This is a genomic window from Rhizorhabdus dicambivorans (assembly GCF_002355275.1).
Taxonomy (GTDB): Bacteria; Pseudomonadota; Alphaproteobacteria; order Sphingomonadales; family Sphingomonadaceae; genus Rhizorhabdus; species Rhizorhabdus dicambivorans.
Map to the genome: position 1 here is coordinate 4,801,260 of NZ_CP023449.1, position 19,280 is coordinate 4,820,539.

16 protein-coding genes are annotated in these 19,280 nt (G+C 61.9%); 10 read left to right on the forward strand and 6 right to left on the reverse strand.

Features of this window, described 5'->3' with window-relative positions; translation table 11 throughout:
• Positions 1-55: 55 nt before the first annotated feature.
• A complete protein-coding gene (locus CMV14_RS22665; protein WP_066963839.1) occupies positions 56-700 on the forward strand; it encodes a glutathione S-transferase family protein in 645 nt (214 codons plus the stop codon).
• A 65-nt stretch (positions 701-765) separates the two neighbouring features.
• Here CMV14_RS22665 and CMV14_RS22670 read toward each other — a convergent pair whose 3' ends face one another.
• The 4 genes from CMV14_RS22670 to CMV14_RS22685 all read right to left on the reverse strand — a co-directional run bounded on the left by CMV14_RS22670 (position 766) and on the right by CMV14_RS22685 (position 6,099).
• The gene (locus tag CMV14_RS22670; protein WP_066963836.1) at positions 766-3,267 is read right to left on the reverse strand and encodes a S8 family peptidase; all 2,502 of its coding nucleotides are present in this window, start codon (positions 3,265-3,267) and stop codon (positions 766-768) included.
• A gap of 5 nt (positions 3,268-3,272) precedes the next feature.
• Entirely contained in the window at positions 3,273-4,268 is a 996-nt protein-coding gene (locus CMV14_RS22675; protein ID WP_066963833.1) for an AAA family ATPase, read from the reverse strand.
• A 180-nt stretch (positions 4,269-4,448) separates the two neighbouring features.
• Positions 4,449-4,772 carry a helix-turn-helix domain-containing transcriptional regulator gene (locus CMV14_RS22680; protein WP_066963904.1) on the reverse strand — a complete coding sequence of 108 codons (324 nt, stop codon included), beginning with the start codon at positions 4,770-4,772 and terminating at the stop codon, positions 4,449-4,451.
• Positions 4,773-4,830: 58 nt separating this feature from the next.
• Entirely contained in the window at positions 4,831-6,099 is a 1,269-nt protein-coding gene (locus CMV14_RS22685; RefSeq protein ID WP_066963830.1) for a tyrosine-type recombinase/integrase, read from the reverse strand.
• A 407-nt stretch (positions 6,100-6,506) separates the two neighbouring features.
• Between CMV14_RS22685 and CMV14_RS22690 the strand changes: the two genes are divergently transcribed.
• The 9 genes from CMV14_RS22690 to CMV14_RS22730 all read left to right on the forward strand — a co-directional run bounded on the left by CMV14_RS22690 (position 6,507) and on the right by CMV14_RS22730 (position 17,184).
• Positions 6,507-7,040 (forward strand): RNA polymerase sigma factor, encoded by a 534-nt coding sequence (locus tag CMV14_RS22690; RefSeq protein WP_176489027.1) that lies wholly within the window; start codon positions 6,507-6,509, stop codon positions 7,038-7,040.
• Positions 7,033-8,043 carry a FecR family protein gene (locus CMV14_RS22695; RefSeq protein ID WP_066963827.1) on the forward strand — a complete coding sequence of 337 codons (1,011 nt, stop codon included), beginning with the start codon at positions 7,033-7,035 and terminating at the stop codon, positions 8,041-8,043. Before CMV14_RS22690 ends, CMV14_RS22695 begins: the two co-directional genes overlap by 8 nt.
• 92 nt (positions 8,044-8,135) lie before the next feature.
• Positions 8,136-10,757, forward strand: a complete 2,622-nt coding sequence (locus CMV14_RS22700) for a TonB-dependent receptor (protein WP_066963824.1) — start codon at positions 8,136-8,138, stop codon at positions 10,755-10,757.
• A gap of 172 nt (positions 10,758-10,929) precedes the next feature.
• Complete coding sequence (locus CMV14_RS22705) at positions 10,930-12,189, forward strand: MFS transporter (protein ID WP_066963821.1); 1,260 nt, start codon at positions 10,930-10,932, stop codon at positions 12,187-12,189.
• 163 nt (positions 12,190-12,352) lie between these two features.
• Entirely contained in the window at positions 12,353-12,712 is a 360-nt protein-coding gene (locus CMV14_RS22710) for a hypothetical protein (RefSeq protein ID WP_066963818.1), read from the forward strand.
• Between the two features lie 102 nt (positions 12,713-12,814).
• Entirely contained in the window at positions 12,815-14,218 is a 1,404-nt protein-coding gene (locus CMV14_RS22715; RefSeq protein WP_066963815.1) for an MmgE/PrpD family protein, read from the forward strand.
• 152 nt (positions 14,219-14,370) lie between these two features.
• A complete protein-coding gene (locus CMV14_RS22720; protein WP_238147123.1) occupies positions 14,371-15,609 on the forward strand; it encodes a cytochrome P450 in 1,239 nt (412 codons plus the stop codon).
• 22 nt (positions 15,610-15,631) lie between these two features.
• Positions 15,632-15,952, forward strand: a complete 321-nt coding sequence (locus CMV14_RS22725) for a 2Fe-2S iron-sulfur cluster-binding protein (RefSeq protein WP_066963898.1) — start codon at positions 15,632-15,634, stop codon at positions 15,950-15,952.
• 140 nt (positions 15,953-16,092) lie between these two features.
• Complete coding sequence (locus CMV14_RS22730) at positions 16,093-17,184, forward strand: Zn-dependent alcohol dehydrogenase (protein ID WP_066963808.1); 1,092 nt, start codon at positions 16,093-16,095, stop codon at positions 17,182-17,184.
• A 249-nt stretch (positions 17,185-17,433) separates the two neighbouring features.
• Here the strand turns inward: CMV14_RS22730 and CMV14_RS22735 are convergent, their stop codons facing one another.
• On the reverse strand, positions 17,434-18,210 hold the full coding sequence (locus CMV14_RS22735; RefSeq protein ID WP_066963807.1) for an ABC transporter permease: 777 nt from the start codon (positions 18,208-18,210) through the stop codon (positions 17,434-17,436).
• Positions 18,207-19,139, reverse strand: coding sequence for an ABC transporter ATP-binding protein (locus CMV14_RS22740; RefSeq protein ID WP_066963804.1), 933 nt, complete (start codon positions 19,137-19,139; stop codon positions 18,207-18,209). Before CMV14_RS22740 ends, CMV14_RS22735 begins: the two co-directional genes overlap by 4 nt.
• Positions 19,140-19,280: the final 141 nt, after the last annotated feature.

The window sequence follows — 19,280 nt, forward strand, 5'->3', positions numbered from 1 at the left end:
GCAAGGCGCTTGATGCGCTTGCGGACGAACTCCTCGCAGGCATGGAGGAACGCGCGTGAAGCTCTATTACAGCCCGAAGTCGGGGCATTCCCACCGCGCGCGCCTGTTCCTGTCCCTGCTTGGCGTGCGCTTTGAATTGATCGAAGTCGACCTCGCCGCGCGTCAGCACAAGAGCGCCGATTTCCTTCGGCTGAATGCGTTCGGTCAGGTTCCGGTGCTGGAGGATGATGGAATTGCAATCGCGGATTCCAATGCGATTCTCGTCTATCTTGCGCAGAAGTTCGGCCGAACGGACTGGTATCCGGAGGATGCATCAGGCGCGGCGCGTGTGCAGCGCTGGCTGTCGGTCGCCGCCGGTCAACTCGTCCAGGGGCCAGCCAGCGCCAGACTCGTCACCCTGTTCGGCGCGAAGATCGATGCCCAAGCCGCAATCGATCGCGCGCATGCCCTACTGGCGGTCATAGAGACTGAACTCGAGCAGACCGGATGGCTCGCCGCCGATCACCCGACGATCGCCGATATTGCGCTCTACAGCTACGTGGCACGAGCGCCGGAAGGCAATGTTGGCCTCGATGCCTATCTGCGGATCCAGGCCTGGCTTGAACGGATCGAGACGCTTCGCGGCTTTGTTCCGTTCGCGATTCATCCGGTCGGACATTATGCACCCGGAGCGCCACTTGCGCACCTGGCGATGGCCTAGCAGCGCCAATTAACCCAGGCGCTCCCATCTCCTGACGATCAGGCCTGCCAGATCCGCTCCACTAATCAGAATTCGATCGGCACATCGACAAGTAGAGGCACCAGTGCGGCTACTGGGGTATAGAGGTCGACTTCGACAGTGGGTGTCTCAAGGCTAACCACCAGCGCGTAACGCGCTTCCTTATCGTATCTTCCGAGTGATTTGCGCTCGCGCCACCATCCTGAGATTGGATGGACATAGAGCGCATTTCTGGCTGCGAGTTCGACTGCAGGCCCCTCCCAAATATCAACATGCAGTGAGCCCGAGGAAATCTGTCTTTCGCCAAACAGCCAGCCGTCATTGATTTCATTGGCTGCGCGGGGTGCGTTGCGGTCGTAGCCTTCCGCATTGTTGCGGCGGTTAAAGTTGCCAAGCGTCTCGCGCGACCGTTTGAGATCAAAGCGCAGGCCGAATGACTGGTAACGTGCCGGGTCCAGGTTGGTCGCAAAGCTGGGGTTGGGTTCCACGAAGTAGGACAAGGCGACTTTCAATCTGACTCGGGTGTTGTCGAGCTGCTCAAGCACGTCCCGTGGCCAGGGAAGCTGGTAGATATGGGATTCGTTGAAGCGAACGCTCCCGCCTTCCATGCGAAACGGACGTATCGTATTTTGTGCGACCAATGCGAGATCATCGACAGCGGAAGCCATTGCGCGACCGAGATCGGGAACACCATAGCCAAACCGCCTGAGGCAATCGGCCTTGTCACGCTTTGTCGCGCACTGCGCGACAAGCTGCCCCATATGGCCAGTCCAACGCGCACTGTGCACCATGAGCGCGCGGATCGTTTCCGGCCAATACTGCGGGTAGGCAGCAGTCAGCTGCGCCGCCATCCGGGCGGCCTGAGCAGTTGCCGCACTGGTTGCCCAGAATGCGTCCAGCGGTTTCTGATCGACAAGCCGAGAAGCCGTAAGGAGGGAAAGTGAGTCGAGTCCGGCCACCGCTTCGGTGCCGCTCGGGCTAAGCGCCCGGTTCCCGGCCTCGAATACGAGTTCGGGTTTGAACGGAGACTGGCTGGTGTCCCAGAGGAAAGATGTCCTGCTGTAGGGACTGGCGGCACCAACCGGCGCCATGGGCGACCAAGTGTCGTAGCCGGCCTCGCCGATCCCGGTCTTTTCGGTGTACCCGCCGATGGTGAGAGCATTCCACGCCTGGGACGGGTCTTCCGCCGGAAAGACATCGGCATCGGCGATCTCGGCAGCTGCGGAATTATCTGGAATATTGCCTGCGGACAGCAGGACGAGCCGCCGGGGCGGCGGGTTTTCAGGATCGTCGGATTCCGCGCCAGCCGCCGCCTGGTCGATGGCCGCGCTCCACGCCGTCGCGTCAGATCCGCTGCGTCCCTCGTTAGTGACCGCCATACAGAAGACACGATCGCGATCAGGGTTGTTGATCTCGGCGAGCAGGATGGCGCTTTGCGTGATTGGTCCATAGGAATGGGGGTCATTATCCGGCAAATCCGGGGGCGGCAGTATCTTTACCGATTCCAGACGGTGTTTGAGCTGGATCGGCTGATTGCCGGCTAGCGGGCCGACGAGATCCCCATGCAGGGCAAGTCCGGCCATCCCGGTCCCATGGCCGGCGCCGTGTTCATGATCGTCGCCGCCCCAGTCAGTGTCTATCGCCATCAGATCTTCTGGCGACAGAGCCGGTTCGATCAGGGGATGGGCGCGGTTGACCCCGGTGTCGAGCAGACAGACGGCCGGCGCGTCATTGCCGGGCCAGGTCACGCGCTCTGCGAGATCATCGATAAATGCGGGAACATCTTCCTTCAGATCCCGGGTGAACACCAAAGGACTGTCGCTCGCGCGGCGAAGCTCGGAAATCCCTGCGGTTGCGAATAGCAACATTTCGACCGATGCGCGGCGTCCGTATGCCGGGATCACCGTCGTTTCCGGGAAACGCAGGAAAGTATCAGGATTCCCGACATGCAGTCCCAGCATCGCAGCGCTGGCGAGAACTCTGTCGGTGCGGTCATTGAAGCACCAGAGAGCCCACCACATCTGCGCCTGGGGGTCTTCCGGCAGTGCCTCGGGAACATCGCGCCAGAAGCTTTGGAGGCGTGCCGCGCGAATATGCTCGATTGGTTCGACCCTGGTCTTCTTGGGCGGTGATCCCTTTTCGCTCAGTTCGCCGTTTGTATAATCCTCGAAGACCTGGGCGAATGCGTCGCGCATGTCGTCGGGAACGAACAGGGCAATACGGCGCACTCCGTTCTCATCAACTATCTCGGCGGCTTGACGTGTTCCTTCCCGTTGCCGTTCAAGGTTGGTGGCGTTAGCAGCCCTATTCAGCTCGACCTCAATGAAAACACCGGCGGCAGGCTCAAGGCCGGCGGGCTGTTCGGGCAGGCCGCGTTGTCCTGCCTCCGCCTCGGCAAAGGCATTGCCTATTTCGGCGATGAGGCGGAGGCCATGATCCGCGCGGACCCTGTTCAGTGCGCGCTGCCGTGCATTGCTGCCCGGCGACTTGAATGCGCGACGCTGGGCAAGCGCGGTGATATCGATATGCGGTCGGTTGTGTTCGCTCACAGGGCTCAGCGCTTCACCGAGAACGCCGTTCGCATGGCCTGGCGCTCAGTGAGCTTGGCAACGACCTCCTGGGTGGTCGTCTGATTCCGCTGTTCGAGGATTGCAGTCTTCACGACCTCGTCTGCGGCGCGGGCAACTTCGGCCTGGCTGAGTCCGCGTGCCGCTTGCTCGATTGCTGTCCATGCCGCACGCTGGAACTTGAGCGGCTTGAGATTGGCCTTCATGACCGCACGGATCTGCGCGGCAGTCGGCATGTCAAATTCGAGGACGTCGTCGAACCGCCGGAGCAGAGCCCGATCGAGAAGTTCAGGATGGTTGGTCGCAGCGATGATCGGGCTGTCCGTCGAGGTCTTCTCCTCCATGAACTGGAGGAAGCTGTTCAGTACCCGGCGCATTTCGGCGACGTCGTTGGTCGCGGTGCGATGACCGCCGACGGCATCGAATTCGTCGAACAGATAGACCCCGCGCCGACGCCGGGTCTCGTCGAAAACCAGACGGAGTTTTGCGGCAGTCTCACCCATGTAGCGGGTAATCAGTGTTTCGAGGCGAATGATGAACAGCGGCAGTTTCAACTCACCGGCGATGGCCTCGGCGGTCATGGTCTTGCCTGATCCGGGCGGGCCGACGAACAGGAGGCTTCTCGATGGAACCTTGCCATGCTCGCGCAGCCAATCGCGTTTACGTTGCTGCAGGAGCATCGCATTGAGCCTTTCGGACACCGCCGAACTCAGAATGACATCCTGAAGATCAACCACGGGATCGCGATAATCGAGCAGTCCTTCGAGATCGCCGCGCGGCGCGGCAAAGGACACGGGAATGGATGGCTTGACCCCGCCCGCACCGCGCGCGGCATCGACCGCGGAACGGAGCTCGTTTGCGGTATCGCGGTGACCCTGACGTGCTTCCGAGGCAGCGACCTGCAAGGCGATAGAATAGAACTGCGCGTCGTCACCTTCGGCGCGACTGCGTAACATCGCCAGTATTTGCTTGGCGTTCGACATCTATTCTACTCGCTCATCCCCTCGCGTCGATAAATCGGCGACGCGCTATGCGATACGTGAAGGCTCCGAAAAATAGAAGCGCCATTGTCACTCCAGGCATGCCTGATGCCCTGCGCTGGTGAGATTGTGCCACCTCATCTGGCGAAAGCCCGGCCAACCCACACAACGTGCGGCGTGGCATCATGTCGCCTCGACTGTGTGAGCCACGAAAGCCAGGCCCAGACGCTTACGGACCGCGCCAAAGATGGCGGAGATGTTGTCCATGCTTGGATTGCCCTGAGCAGAGAGCATGCGGTGCAGGCTTTTGCTCGGCCGATTGGTCTCGGCGGCAAGCTGCTCGAACCCAACCGAGGCGTTGACAAGGTCGCGCAAGATCAGGCGCGCAATCTGCGGCTCACCGTTGAGGAAAGTTGTTGCAGCGTCGTCGAGCATGGCTCTGGCGAAAGCCGGATCGCGGGCCACCCTTTCCTTGATTGCCTCGGTAAAATTCCGCGTCAGCGCCACGTCTTTGCCCTTTGAGCATAACCTGCGGAAAAATAGTAACATATACGTTACCATTTCATCAAGCGGCGAGATTGACGCGTCGCAGCCCTGCCGCGCCCTCGTCGAGCAGGCGGGCAATTTCGTCCGAGGTCCGCCGGACGGCGAGCTTCAGTGCCTCGTCGATATGGATGTAGTCCTGCGTCACATTCTGGGATGCATGGCCGAGCATGGCGCGGATCGTCAGTTCGGTGAACCCGAGTTCGCCAGCGATGCTGGCGAAAGTGTGGCGCAAGGTGTGCAGCGTCGCGCCCTCGATCCCGGCCAATCGGCAGACGCGAATGAAGCAGGCGCTGGAGGCCTGATAAGGACCAGTGCCGGTCAGCGAAGGAAAGACGTGGGGATTGCCGGCGATCTCCGCCTGCACCAGCACAACCCGGAGCGCCTCCGGTCCGATCGCACGCACCTGGGCGTCTGTCTTGGTGTCGGGGAAAGCGACAAACCCGCCTTCGGCATGAACCCACGCCCGCTTCATCGCTTGGCCTTCCTCGCGCCGGAAGCCGGTCAGCGCCAGGAGCCGGACAACCGCAAGAGCGGTCGGGTTCTCTCCGTTGCGTTCAGCATAGGCCATAGCCTTGCCCAGCGCGGTGATCTCGGTCGAGCTGAGGCGCCGGGTCTTCTTTTTGGTCGCCAGCTTCTTCGCGCCTCGTGTGGGATGTTCAGTCAGCAATCCTTTGTGCTTGGCATGACCCAGGATCGCCTGAAGCGTGCCAAGGCAGCGCGCCGCAACGCCGGGGCCGCCAGCAGCCTTGCCGCCGCGCCCGCCGCCGCGCGCCTTGGCGGTCTTGCCGTCCCGCACATCGGACTGCATCTGCTCCACTTCGGCGATGGTCAAATGCTTGGCGTGTCGCTTGCCCAGCAGAGGCTTGATGTGCGTGTTGATCCGGCTCTCGTCCATCTTGAGCGAGGACTCCTTGATCGGCCGGTTCTTGCGTCCAAGGATGTTCCCGGCGCGAGCCTCGGTCAGATACCAGTCGCACATCTGGGAAACAGTCATCCCCTTTCGGGCTTCGTGGACTGTCACGGCCGGGTCTTCGCCAGCCGCGACTTCGCCGAGCTTGATTTTCGCCAGGTCGCGCGCGCGTTCGACGGTGATGACCCCATATCGGCCGATATTGATCCGCCGCTTGATGCCCTCGGCATTGCGGTACTGGACGATGAAGGTCTTGAGCCCTGACGGCAAAGCCCGAACACCGAAGCCCCGGATCTCGCTATCCCACAAGACTGCCTGTGGCTGTCCATCCGCGCTGAAGGCATCGACCGAGCGCTTGTTGATCTTGGCAGTCGGCATCGTTACGACTCCATTTGGAGACAAAGCTCAAATCGAGGCTTTCTGTCTCCGTATTGTCTCCAATTTTTGCCGTTTCGTGGCGATTTGGAGGCTACGGCGTCGTAAGCGAGGTTGCAACAACTAACGGAATTACCGTGCTATTTCGTAGATTCGGCTAGGCTGGCGAAATGGCTTGAATCGTTTTGCCAAGGTTGGGGTCGAGGGTTCGAATCCCTTCGCCCGCTCCAGTTTTCAAGGGTTTTCGATAAACCCCGTAGCCAAAATCCCAAAATTCATCATGTTCGGATCGTGTGCGGATTCAGGATATTGTTCGCCAGGGCGATCGATCGCGCCATGGTGACCTTGACGCCGTCAGTGCCTGGCTGGGCGGCACGGCCTTGCGGCGCTGCGGTGATTGGGAGGGACGCGTGAGGACAAGGTTCGATCCGCAGGGAGCGCTAGGCCCATCCGCACGGATCGAAGCGCTGGCGGAGCAATTCCACACACCCCTGAAAACCTATTTTGAACGCCGCGCTCGCACGCCGGAAGACGCGGAAGACCTAACCCAGGAGGTCTTTGTCCGGCTGTTGCATCGATCCGGCGCTGACGAGATCGACAATGTCGCCAGCTTCATCTTCGTCACCGCGGCCAACCTTCTCAAGGATTATTACCGTTCCCATGCCCGTCGTGGGCAGATGCAATCCACCGAAGGGCTCGATTTCGTCAGCCTCGCACCAAATCCGGCGCAGCAGGCTGAGGGTAAGGCCGAGATCGGCGTCTTACTGAAGGCGATCCAGGCGCTGCCGCCAAAATGTCGCGCTGTGTTCGTGATGCACCGCTTCGACGAGCTGCGACACACAGAGATTGCACGGAGGTTGGGAATTAGCGTCTCCATGGTCGAAAAGCATATCGCCGCGGCGATCAGGCAGTTGCGGGAAACGCTGGACGGCGGCCATGCGTAAGGCGTCGACCCTCTACGGCGACATCCACGAGGCTGCCGCCTATTGGTATGCGCGCATGTCGTCGGACGTGAAGCTGCCCGATGATCAGGCCGCCTTTGACGGCTGGATATCGCAACGGCCGGAACATGCCGAGGCCTATGCCGAAGCCTGCGCCACCGCCGCCAGCTTCGCGGCGCTGACCGGTCATCCGGAAGTGGAGGCCCTGCGGGTCGAGGCCCTACTCCTGGAGGAGCAGCGGCGGCGGCCGCTGTTGGCGCGGATAGGCTCGATGGGAACCGCTGCGGGCCTCATGGCCGCAGCCGCGGCATTCCTGTTCTACCTGCTATCGGTTCCTACCGAGACGGGGGTCTGGCAGACCGCCCCTGGCCAGACGCGGCAAATCGCGCTGAGCGACGGCAGCACGGTCGTGCTGGGATCGGACTCCAGGCTGGAGATACGGTTTCGACGCACGGGGCGCGATCTGGAGATCGGCCGGGGGCAGGCCTATTTCGACGTGGCGCACGACTCGACGCGGCCTTTCGTGGTGGCGGCGGATGGCCGCAGGGTCACGGCGCTGGGAACCGCCTTCGATGTCCGGTCCTATCCCAACGACACGACCGTCACCCTGGTGCGGGGCCGTGTGGAGATCGCCCGCGAGGATGGAAGCCGCGAGGCGCTGCTGATGCCAGGCCAGCAGTTCAGGGCTGCCTCCGGCGGCACCTCGGTGCGCGACGTCGATGGCGTGGCCGAGACGTCCTGGCGGGTGGGCCGGCTGGAGTTCCAGAACATATCGCTCGTCGATGCGGTGACGGAATTCAATCGCAGCGCGCCGCAGTCGATCGTCATCGCGGACACGCGGCTTGCCGATCTCCGCCTGTCCGGCGTGTTTCGTGCCGATGACGCATATGGGTTCGCAATGGCCCTCGTTCCCGCCTACCCGATCACCGCGACCCGTCAGAGTTCCGGCGACATCGTCCTGCGCTACAGGGACGGTGCGAGGAGCGGCGGATCCGCCGGCCGCTAAATATTTCTCGGTTCACCTGAGGGTCGGCCAGACTGCGGCGTCCTTCCTTCCACAACCAGGGCGATCAACGCCCGGGAGAGGGAGGATCCGACATGGGCGACAACCGTCAATCGCGAAGCTATCTGTGGGCTGCCGTCGCACTTTCGATGCTCGCGCTGCCCGGACAACCGCTGTTGGCTGCGCCGATTTCCATCGAAGCGCAAAGCCTGGACGATGCCTTGCGGACGCTGGCGCGCCAGACCGGTGCCCAGATTGTCTTCAATCCCGCGCTGGTAGCTGGACACCGCGCGGCGGGGGTCAGCGGAGCGACATCGCCTGAACGGGCGCTGCGGAAGCTGTTGTCCAACACCGGCCTGACCTATCAGGTCACCGGGAACAGCACTTATACCATCGTCGCGCAGGCCAGGCCGGCGAGGGTGCCCGCGGCCAGCCCCGCTGGAGGCCAGGACGGTTCCGACAGCCCTTTGGACGCCGACATCATCGTCACCGCGCAAAAGCGGGAGCAGTCCGTCCTTGACGTCCCGGCGTCGATCACCGCGCTCGCCGGCACCAAGATCGCCGAGCAGAACCTGACGAATTTCACGGCGGTGTCAACGCTCGTGCCGAACTTCAACGTCAACTATCAGCGCGGCACCAACGCGACGCCGAGCCTGACGATCCGCGGTATCAGCAACGAGGGCAGTGTCAGCCGTCTAAACGAGAGCTCGGTCGCGATGTATGTCGATGAGATATATCTCGGTGACGAATCCATGCTCACGGGTCTGATGTTCGACGTCGCCCGGGTCGAGGTGCTGCGCGGGCCGCAGGGGACGCTGTTCGGGCGGAATACCACAGCGGGCCTGGGGCATTTCATTTCAGTGGCGCCAACCCGCGATTTCGCCGGTTATGGCAGCGTCCTTTACGGTTCGGACAACTGGATATCGCTCGAAGGCGCGGTGAGCGGCCCCGTCTCCGACAGGGTCCGCGTGCGCCTGGCCGGAAAATATGAGCGCCATGATGGCCACTATAAGAATCTCCTGGATATCGATCAGGTGACGGCCGGTCTTCAGCGACCGCCGGGAGTGGAGGCGAAGATTGGCGACCGCGAGGTCTGGGGGCTTCGTGCCATGGCCGATATCGATCTGACGGACAGCGTCGTGCTGCGGTTGATCGCCTCGCATGCCGAGAACGATTCCCAGACGGCTGCCGGCCGGACCCCAGGCGTGCTCGATCCGGCCGATCGCACCGGTAATACCTATTGCTCGCTGAATCGGGTGCTGAAGGGCGAATGCGTCAGCATCACTCAGCTCTTTTCCGGCGCCCCGGCGAACGGCTTCCGCAAGCCGGGGCTTGCCGCCACCAATCTGACGGCGGCGCAACTGGCGGTCGTGCAGCATACCACGATGCTGACCGGCAAGTTGACGGCTGATTTCGGCGGAGCGACGCTGACGGCCGTCTCCAATTATTCGCGCAACTTCTATTTCGAAGGCCGCGACGGGGACGGCGGCCCTGATCCGATCGGTACGGCTTTCGACAGCCGCGGCGAGACGACCAACCGCGAGTGGCAGGCCAGCCAGGAAATCCGCGTGAGCGGCGATCTCGACATGCTCAACTGGGTGGCCGGCATCTATTATTACACCGACAGCAAGCGCAACATGTTCACTTCCAAGTCGGTGGCGCCTCTCAGGCCCGGCGGCATTTCGCAATCGCGGATCGATACATCGTCCGGAGCACTGTTCGGTCAGCTCGATGCTCAGATCGTGCCAGGTTGGACGCTCACCATCGGCGCGCGCTATACAGACGAAACCCGCGAGCTGAAACGCGCTATCGCGACGATCGAGGGGGTCGCTTCGGAAAATGTCTTGGCGCAACTTGCCCGCCCTAAATCCCATACCAAGGATTTGACGGGCAAAATCGGGCTGACATGGGAGCCGTCGGACGACAGCACGCTTTACGCCAATTATTCGCGAGGAGCCAAGAGCCCCTCATTCAACACGGCCTACTCGTCCAGCATCACGCAGTTCAACGGCGGAAACGCACGTGTCACTGGACCTGTTGCCCAAGAAAAACTGGATGCTTTCGAGTTGGGTTTGAAGCAGCGGCTATTCGATCGGAAGCTGTCGATCAACACGTCGGCTTTTTACTACAGTTTTTCGGGGAAGCAGCTTATTCTAAGCCGGTTCATAAACAACCAAGTTCAAAGCCAGTTCATCAATGCCGGAAATGCGCGGCTTTATGGTATAGAAACCGAGATTAATTTCGTCCCCAGCCGTTATTTTGATCTGAACTTCAACGCTGGCTATCTGGATAATAAAATCACATCCTCCGATGTGATCGTGCCGAACCCGCTCAATGTTCCCACCCCGTTGAAGGGCCGGAAACTCCCCCGGACGCCGAAGTGGAATGCCAACGCCATTGCGGCGGTGCATATTCCCGTGGAGCGGCTCGGCACCTTCACCTTCCAGGCTGAGGCCAATGCGGTGGCGAAGCAGAATTATTCGCTGACCAATTTCTATCTCGCGGCAGACGAGGCGCGCATCGTCGCCAATTTCCGCCTGCTGTGGAAGTCGGAAAGCGGCAAGATCAATGCGCAAGCGTTCGTGACCAACGCCTTCAACCGCAACTATTATCTGAACATCGCCGACACGGTCATAAACCGCGCGGCACTTGGCGGCATTGCCGGCCCCGAGAATGAGGGGCGGTTGTGGGGTTTCAAAGTCGGCATGACCTTTTAGCCCGCACCATCCCGTATCGCGCGCTCGTCCGCCGAGCCAGCGACTTTGGCTGGGTCGGCGGGCAGCGGGCGGACCATCGACAATTGGGTTGAGCGCCGCGCCAGGGTAGCGATATGGCTGTCGGGACAAGCGCGTTGGGAGAGATATTCTGTTCCATCCATCGAAAGTCGTGATGAGCCCCGCCGCACGCGCGGAATGGCGCGAGCATTGGCCCGTCGTGGTCAGCGCCATGGTGGGCCTCGCCGCCTGCCACGCTCATGTGTTGTCGCTGGGCGTCATGATCGGATCGCTCGAAAAGGAGTTCGGCTGGTCGCGCGCGGAGATCACGTCCGGCCTGTTCGCGATTGCGCTTGTCCTGTTTCCCTTGTCGCCCGTCATGGGCATCGCGATCGACCGGTTCGGCCCAAGGCGTATAGCCCTGTGGGGTGTCGCCATCTACTGCTTGTCGGTTGCGTCTCTGTCGCTGGCGCAGCCGGCGATCTGGAGTTGGTGGCTCTTGTGGCTATTCGTCGCTTGCGGCTGTCTGTTCGTTACGCCGACGGTCTGGGTTTCCGCGATCACCAGCCTGTTCTTCGCGAGCCGGGGCCTTGCCTTCGCCATGGTGCTCAGCGGCACCGGGCTGATGGCCTTCGCCGGTCCGATGCTGACTTATGTTCTCGTCGACCATTTCGGCTGGCGTATGGCCTATGTGATGCTGGGTGGGGGCATCGCCGCGATTGCGCTTCCGATCCTCTACCTCTTCTTTTCCAGCGCCAAGGATCGCTATCGCACGAGATCGCCATCCGACGATGGACCCGCCGCGTCACTCCTGACCGGGAAGTCGCTTCCGGAGGGCATAAAGTCGATGACCTTCGCCAGGCTGGTCACCGCCGGCCCGATCATGACGATCGCCTTTACCGCCTTCGTGGTCAATGTGGTGCCGATTTTGGTATCGTCGGGTCTTACCATGGCCACAGCTGCTGCCATCGCGGGCGTCATCGGTGTCTCGCAGATAACCGGGCGGCTGATGGCGGGGTATCTCGTTGACCGTTTCAACGCGCGCCTTGTCGGTGCGGCAGTCGTCCTATGCCCCATGATCGCCAGCCTGATGCTGATGTCGATCGGAAGCTCCGTGCTGTTGGCTGCGGTCGCGGTCTTCATCTATGGCCTGGCGATCGGCGCCGAACTCGATGTCCTGGCCTATTTGGCGTCGCGGTCTTTCGGCGCCCGCAACTTTGGCGCCCTCTTCGGCGTGATCGTAGGCTTCTGCTCGCTGGGCGCGGGTATCGGCCCCATCCTGGGCAGCCTGGCCTATGACTATTACGGCTCCTATCATCTGCTGCTGTGGGCGATCGTGCCGCTCTGCCTCTTGAGCAGCTACTGCTTTTTCACCGTTGCCCCCTATCCGAGCTTCGACGAGGAACAGGTCTTGCCGGCGAAAGCCGCAGAATAGAGCGGCGGCCTTCGCCGAGGCCGGTCAGGCTGCTCGCACTCCGGCGGGACGCCGGTTTACCGCCACTTTAGGATGCTGCGATGGCGGCGCGCAGCGCGCAGCCGCATATCTCGGCATGGCAATTAGTGTGAAAAATTCTCGAGATGGACCAGGCACGCACTTCATGCGCCTCCGTCTCCCTGCTCTTATCGTCGGCGTTGACCTCGGCGGACGGCTGGTTGCGATGCTCTCCCTGCGGGGCTTGGGCCGCAGGTACCACCATGCATGCGTTGGCGAGCCGCAACGATACTGGGAGCTGGGAACGGCGACGGAAGGCATGATCCTCGGGCAGATCACGGACGAGCCGATAGCGATGATGCGCCGACGCATCGGATTCCCCAATCCAACCCCTCGCCCGCAGTGGCTGTCCAAATATGTGGAGGACGTTCAGGTCAAGACGTCCAGCTTCGGTGGCAGGTCAGTCATCGTCGACAATGACGAGAGCTACTGGAACGACGAAGATGTCATCCTCGTGTGGAATTGAGACCTAGGTGCACATTGAGCGATGGAGGTCATCCGGCAACTGTGGTCAGACCATGAAGCGCGAGTTGTATGGCAGGATTTAATCAGTGAAGGACGTGTCTAAATGCCTCCTACCGACGTGATGCTTCGCAATAAATCGAATAGCAGCAGGCCGACGATCGACTTTCTGGCCGACTTCGCCTTCGATCTTTCGCTCGACGCCGTCCCTCCGGCTGTCGCGCGCCAGGCGCCGCTTTCCATCCTCGACACTGTAGGCTGCATCGTTTCCGGCGCTCGCAACGAAGACGCCATACGCATCGCTGACGTCGAGATTGGATCAAGCAGGGTGGGGGCCGCCCGGGTGGTCGGACGGCGCGAGCGCCTGACTGCCGAGGCCGCTTGCCGCATCAACGCCTTCTCGGGCGATATTTTCGAGCTCAATGACCTTACCGGCGGCCATTCCGGCATCGCCGTAGTGCCTGCCGCGTTGGCGCTTGGGCAAGAGGAGGGGATAAGTGGCCGGGTTCTGCTAGAGGCGGTGATCAGCGGGGTCGAATGCATCGCCCGACTGAGCAAGGCTATTGAGGGCCAAACCGACGCATTCCGATCCGGGACCGTGGGGCTGGGCGTGATGTACACGCTCGGCGCGGCGGCTGCGTCCGCCAAAATTCTTGGGTTGGATCGCGAGCAGACACGGCAGGCGCTGCGTATCGGCGCCGCAATGGGTCCCTGGTGTCCGACAGAGATACATTTCCGCGATGGAGGCACGGTAAAGCCCCTCTTTTTCGGATCGATGCCAGGCAGCACCGGCATCACCGCTGCGCGGTACGCACAGGCGGGCATGACCGGACCAGCCGGTATTCTGGACAGCGATATGGGCTTTCTCACGACTATCGCACCGAACTGGGATCCGACGGCCGTGCGGGGGGACTTGGGCTGGTTCCTGGCCCAGCCGAGGCGCAAGCTACATGCCTGCTGTGGGCGGATCCATTCGGCGATAGACATTGCCATCGAGATGCGGCTCTCCGGAGCACCGTTTCATCAGGCGCGGCGTGTGCAGGTCTCGGTCGGCCCACAAAGTTTCCCGTTGATCTCGAAGGGAGGGCGGCTGCCCTCTTCGCCGAACGAAGCGCGTTTCAACTTGGAGTACTGCGTTGCGCTTGCGATGCTAGGCGCTGACTTGATCACGCCCAAGGACAGCGAGGAGGTTAGGGCGCATCTCACCCGGGAAGCGTTGAGAGAATTGATAGCCAAGATCGAAGTCGTCAGCGATCCCAACCGGGCCGGCTTTTACGACGCCCGGATCGCCATGATTGACAACGACGAACGGCAGTATGTCGTCGAGGCTTCCACGGCGCGAGGGTCCTGCGGCAACCCGCTTTCCGATGAGGATGTGCTAGCCAAATTCCGGCATCTTACGGTGCCCCTGTTGGGCTCGGAAGTGATCGATCGCTATATCCAACAAATGGGCCGGCTCGCCGATGCGGACGAGGTGTCCTGGGTAATAGAAGAGGTTGCCGATGTGTGAACCGGCAGCACCTTAGGCTCGTGCTGCGGGACTATCGCAGCCTATTCATGCGCGTCCGACCAGCCCTCGTCAGAAACGCATTTCTCGCCACAGGGCGCAACAAGTAATCCTGAAATAACCGAGACAAGAGAAGCGTAATGGAGATTCGATTTATGGAAGATTTGGCGCTTGATGCCCTGCCAGCGGAGGGCCTCGATGTCAGCGATCCGTCGATCTTCGCTCAGAATCTACAGGGCCCGATCTTCGAGCGCCTCCGGCGTGAGGATCCGGTACATTATTGCTCTAAGAGCCCCTACGGACCCTACTGGTCGGTGACACGATACAAGGACATTATTGAGGTTGACAGCAACCACGGCGCCTTCTCCTCCGCGGGAGCCACGTCTCTAGACGAGGTCCGGGCGAAGGGCGTGAGCGCCGATGCCACGCCGATCGGCGGTTTCCTGAGCATGGATCCGCCCGGTCACGGCGCGCAGCGAAAGATCGTCACGCCTGCATTGGCGCCGAGCAATCTCGTCAAGTTCCAGGATCTCATTCGCGAAAGGACGCGCGGCGTGCTCGGCACGTTGCCTATCGGCGAGGAGTTCGACTGGGCGAAGACTGTCTCGGTGGAGCTGACGATGTTGATGCTCGCCACGCTTCTCGGCTTCCCGTCGGAAGGACGGCTGCGGCTCAAGCGCTGGTCCGACATCATCGCTGGCGTGCCTGGTGACGGAGTGGTCGAGTCCTGGGAGCAACGCGATCAAGAACTGAAAGAGATGGCGCGGACCTTCCTGATGCTCCGAGACGAGAGGAGGGCGCAGGAGCCTGCCTCCGACCTGCTCTCCATCATGGCGCACTCGCCCGAGGGGCAGGCGCTGAGCGACATGGAGTTCGCTTCTAACGTTTCCATCCTGATCGTGGGCGGCAACGACACCACGCGCAACAGCATGTCGGCGACGGTGATGTCGTTCCACGAAAATCCGGGAGAATGGGCGAAGCTCAAGGCCAATCCGGCCATGATCGATAGCGCCGTCTCCGAGATCATCCGTTGCCATACGCCCATCATGTCGCAGGGTCGGCGCGCCACACAGGACTACGAACTCGGCGGCAAGACGATCCGCAAAGGCGACAAGGTCATGATGTGGTACATCTCGGGCAACCGTGACGAGACCGCCATTCGCGATGCGGACAGGTTTATCATCGATCGGCAAAATCCGCGGCACCACCTTTCCTTCGGCTTCGGCATCCACCGTTGCCTCGGCAACCGCCTCGCCGACATGCAACTGCGCATTCTGCTCGAGGAGATCCTTGCCCAGGGCTGGTCCAGGATCGAGGTCACCCAACCCCCGCAGTTCGCGCAATCCAGCAGTGTCCGGGGGGTGCGCAGCCTTCCGGTCCGTATCCACCCCTAGCATCTGGCGAATGACGGTCACTATGCCCAAAGTCACTTATATCGAAGCGAGCGGAGCTGAGCACTTCGTCGACGCCCCGACCGGCCTGTCCGCGATGGAAGTCGCCATCGACAATAGCATCCCCGGGATCGATGGTGATTGCGGCGGCCAGGCGGCATGCGCGACCTGCCATGTCTTCGTCGACGAGGCGTGGAGCGAGGAGGTGGGCGGGCCAAGCGCGCACGAGGCGCAGATGCTCGAACTCGCGGAAGGGGCGCAGCAGAACAGCAGGCTGGCCTGCCAGATCAACTTCCGGTCTGACTGGGACGGGTTGGTCCTGCGCATGCCCGCGGCCCAATTCTGAACGCAGGGCAAGTGGGCCCGTCGGCTTAACCTGGGAGCACGGCGAAGTCAGAAGTCCGTAAAAGCCCCGAACAAATTTGAACAGAAGCCCGCTGGCTACCGATCAGGCGGCATCGGAACAGCAAGGAAGAGGATAAGACGATGAAAGCAGCGGTTCTCAACGCCCTGGACGGTACATTCCAAGTTGAGGAAATCGAGATTGGCGAGCCGATAGGCCGGGAAGTCCTGGTTGAGGTCAAAGCTTCAGGTCTCTGCCATTCTGATCACAATTACGCGGTCACGAACTTCGGCATGCAACTCCCAGCGGTTCTCGGCCATGAGCTGGCTGGAGTGGTTCAGGCTGTGGGTCCCGATGTGACGGACTTCGCGGTCGGCGATCATGTGGTCGGATCACTCCTGCAGTTTTGCGGTCGTTGCGAGGATTGCCTCGACGGACGCTCCTACCAGTGCTCCCATCCCGAGGAGACGCGACGCGGAGCGGATGACGGAGCTCGGTTGACGCGTCAGGGGGCGGCGGTCACCCAGGGCTTCGGCATGGGAGCGTTCGCCGAGCGGGCACTCCTCCACGAGAACCAGCTCGCGAAAGTTCCTGTGGAGCTCCCGTTCCCGCAGGCATCGCTGCTCGGCTGCGGCACCTGCACGGGAGCGGGCGCCGCCATCAACACCGCCGGCGTACGGCCGGGCGATACAGTCGTGGTTGTGGGCATTGGCGGCGTCGGACTGAACGTCGTGTCCGGCGCCGCGCTCGCCGGAGCCTCCCGCATCATCGCAATCGACATCCAGCCAAAGAAGCTCGAGCTCGCGGCGAAGTTCGGCGCCACGGACTTCATCGACTCGACCAACTGCGATCCCATAGCTGCAGTGCGTGAACTGGTCCCCGGTGGTGTCGATCACGCCTTCGAAGTCGTGGGCATGAAGGTCACTTCGGAACAGATCATCAAGATGGTCCGCAAGGGCGGCACCGCCTATATGATTGGGATGCATTCCCTCGAGAAGCCGATCGAGATCAATGTCACGACCGACCTGCTCAGAAGCCAGGTCTCCATCCGGGGCGTGACGATGGGATCGAGCAACATCAAGCGGGACATCCCGCTCTACGCCCAGCTGTACCTGCAGGGGAAGCTCAACCTGGACGATCTGATCTCGCGGGAGATCAATATCGCCGAGATCAACGAGGCTTATGAGGAGCTGCTCCAAGGCGAGATCGCTCGCTCCGTCATCACCTCGTTCTGATCGATTTGAAGGATCCCCATGACTTATCGGATGCTGATCGACGGAAAGAGGGTGAAAGTGCGTAGATCTTCGATGTGATCAATCCAGCCTCCGGAACTTCCTTTGTGAGATGCAGGCCGATGCGGCCCAGTGGGACCGGGCGGTCGCGGCGGCCAAGCGAGCGACAGGCGGGCGTTGTCCGCAGGCACCGCTCTTCGGAGCGACGCCGATCGGTCCGGCTTTCAAGAGGCCGCCGCGCGGCGCGCCGGTTCAGGCTTTCAGGCGGTAGCCGGTCCGGAAGATCAGCCATACCAGAGCGAGGCAGATAGCCAGGAACAGGCCGGTCATGCCCAGGCTCACCGCCATGTCCACATCGGCCGTCCCGAAGAAGGTCCAGCGGAAGCCGTTGATCAGGTAGACAACGGGATTGAACAGGGTCAGCGTCCGCCACGGCTGGGGCAGCATGTCGATCGAATAGAAGACCCCGCCGAGGAAGGTGAGCGGGGTCACCACCAGCAGCGGGATGATCTGCAACTGCTCGAACCCCTTGGCCCAGATGCCGACGATGAAGCCGAACAGGCAGAAGGTGGTGGCCACCAGCAGCAGATAGGCCAGCATCAGCACCGGGTGGGCGATATGCACGTCGATGAAGATATTGGCCGTCGCCAGGATCACCAGCGCGACGATCACCGCCTTGCTGGCCGCTGCGCCCACATAGCCCAGCACCGTCTCGAATGCGGACAGCGGTGCCGACAGCAGCTCGTAGATGGTGCCGGTGAAGCGCGGCATGTGGATGCCGAAGGAAGCGTTGAAAATGCTCTCGTTGAACAGCGACAGCATCATCAGCCCGGGGACGATGAAGGCGGCATAGCCGACCCCGTCGATCGCCCCCATGCGCGATCCGATCGCCGATCCGAACACGATGAAGTATAGCGAGGTGGTGATCGCCGGCACCGCGAGCCCCGTCCACAGGGTCCGGCCGAAGCGCTGCATCTCGAAGCGGTAGATCGCCCAGACGCCACGGGCGTTGAAGCGCGCCACCGTCATGCCGTCCTCCGGTCGCTGACCAGGCTCACGAAGATGTCCTCCAGCGAGCTCTGGCTGGTGTTGAGATCGGTGAAGCCGATATTCAGATCTCGCATCCTGGCCAGCAGCGACGGAATGCCGGTGCGTTCCGCCTTGGCGTCGAAACGATAGCGGAGCTGGTGGCCGCCATCCTCGATCTCCAGCTTCCAGTCGGCCAGTTCGGGAGGAACCGCCGTCATGGGCTCGACAAGATGCAAGGTCAGTTCCTTTCTGCCGAGCTTCTGCATCAAGTCGGTCTTGCCCTCGACCAGGATCAGCTCGCCCTGGCTGATCACGCCGACCCGATCGGCCATCTCCTCGGCCTCCTCGATATAATGGGTGGTCAGGATGATGGTGACGCCACTGTCCCGCAGGCGGCCGACCAGTTCCCACATGTCGCGGCGCAGCTCGACATCCACACCGGCGGTCGGTTCGTCGAGGAACAGGATGTCGGGCTCGTGCGACAGCGCCTTGGCGATCATCACCCGGCGCTTCATGCCGCCCGACAGTTCCTTGATCTTTGTGTCGCGCTTGTCCCACAGCGACAGATCGCGGAGCAGCTTCTCGATGAAGGTCGGGTTGGGTGCGCGACCGAACAGGCCCCGGCTGAAGCTTACCGTCGCCCGCACCGATTCGAACGCGTCGGTGTGGAGTTCCTGGGGCACCAGCCCGATCATCGATCGCGCCGCGCGATAGTCACGGACGATGTCGTGTCCATCGATGCGCACCGTTCCGCCGCTGGCATTGACGAGGCCGCAGACGATGCTGATCAGCGTGGTCTTGCCCGCGCCGTTCGGCCCGAGCAGCGCGAATATCTCGCCCCGCCCGATGTCGAGGCTGACGCCCTTGAGCGCCCGGAAGCCCGAAGCATAGCGCTTCTCCAGGCCCGAAATGGAAATGATCGGCGGCACGGTGGCTCCTTGCTCGCGAAGCGATTTGCCTCGCTGTAGCCGAGCAAGGCGACCAGGCGAAGGCCCTGCGTGCGGCCGCTCCGCGATCGCCGGCCGGCAGATCGTTCCGGTACGTGACGCAAGGGAACCGATCGGCTATGA

Bases quoted from the DNA above. Each gene is read 5' to 3' on its own strand.
- CMV14_RS22675 (WP_066963833.1), bottom strand. From the start codon at position 4,268: ATGTCGAACGCCAAGCAAATACTGGCGATGTTACGCAGTCGCGCCGAA.
- CMV14_RS22685 (WP_066963830.1), bottom strand. From the start codon at position 6,099: ATGCCGACTGCCAAGATCAACAAGCGCTCGGTCGATGCCTTCAGCGCG.
- CMV14_RS22695 (WP_066963827.1), top strand. From the start codon at position 7,033: ATGCGTAAGGCGTCGACCCTCTACGGCGACATCCACGAGGCTGCCGCC.
- CMV14_RS22700 (WP_066963824.1), top strand. From the start codon at position 8,136: ATGGGCGACAACCGTCAATCGCGAAGCTATCTGTGGGCTGCCGTCGCA.
- CMV14_RS22705 (WP_066963821.1), top strand. From the start codon at position 10,930: ATGAGCCCCGCCGCACGCGCGGAATGGCGCGAGCATTGGCCCGTCGTG.
- CMV14_RS22710 (WP_066963818.1), top strand. From the start codon at position 12,353: ATGCGCCTCCGTCTCCCTGCTCTTATCGTCGGCGTTGACCTCGGCGGA.
- CMV14_RS22715 (WP_066963815.1), top strand. From the start codon at position 12,815: ATGCCTCCTACCGACGTGATGCTTCGCAATAAATCGAATAGCAGCAGG.
- CMV14_RS22720 (WP_238147123.1), top strand. From the start codon at position 14,371: ATGGAAGATTTGGCGCTTGATGCCCTGCCAGCGGAGGGCCTCGATGTC.
- CMV14_RS22725 (WP_066963898.1), top strand. From the start codon at position 15,632: ATGCCCAAAGTCACTTATATCGAAGCGAGCGGAGCTGAGCACTTCGTC.
- CMV14_RS22730 (WP_066963808.1), top strand. From the start codon at position 16,093: ATGAAAGCAGCGGTTCTCAACGCCCTGGACGGTACATTCCAAGTTGAG.
- CMV14_RS22735 (WP_066963807.1), bottom strand. From the start codon at position 18,210: ATGACGGTGGCGCGCTTCAACGCCCGTGGCGTCTGGGCGATCTACCGC.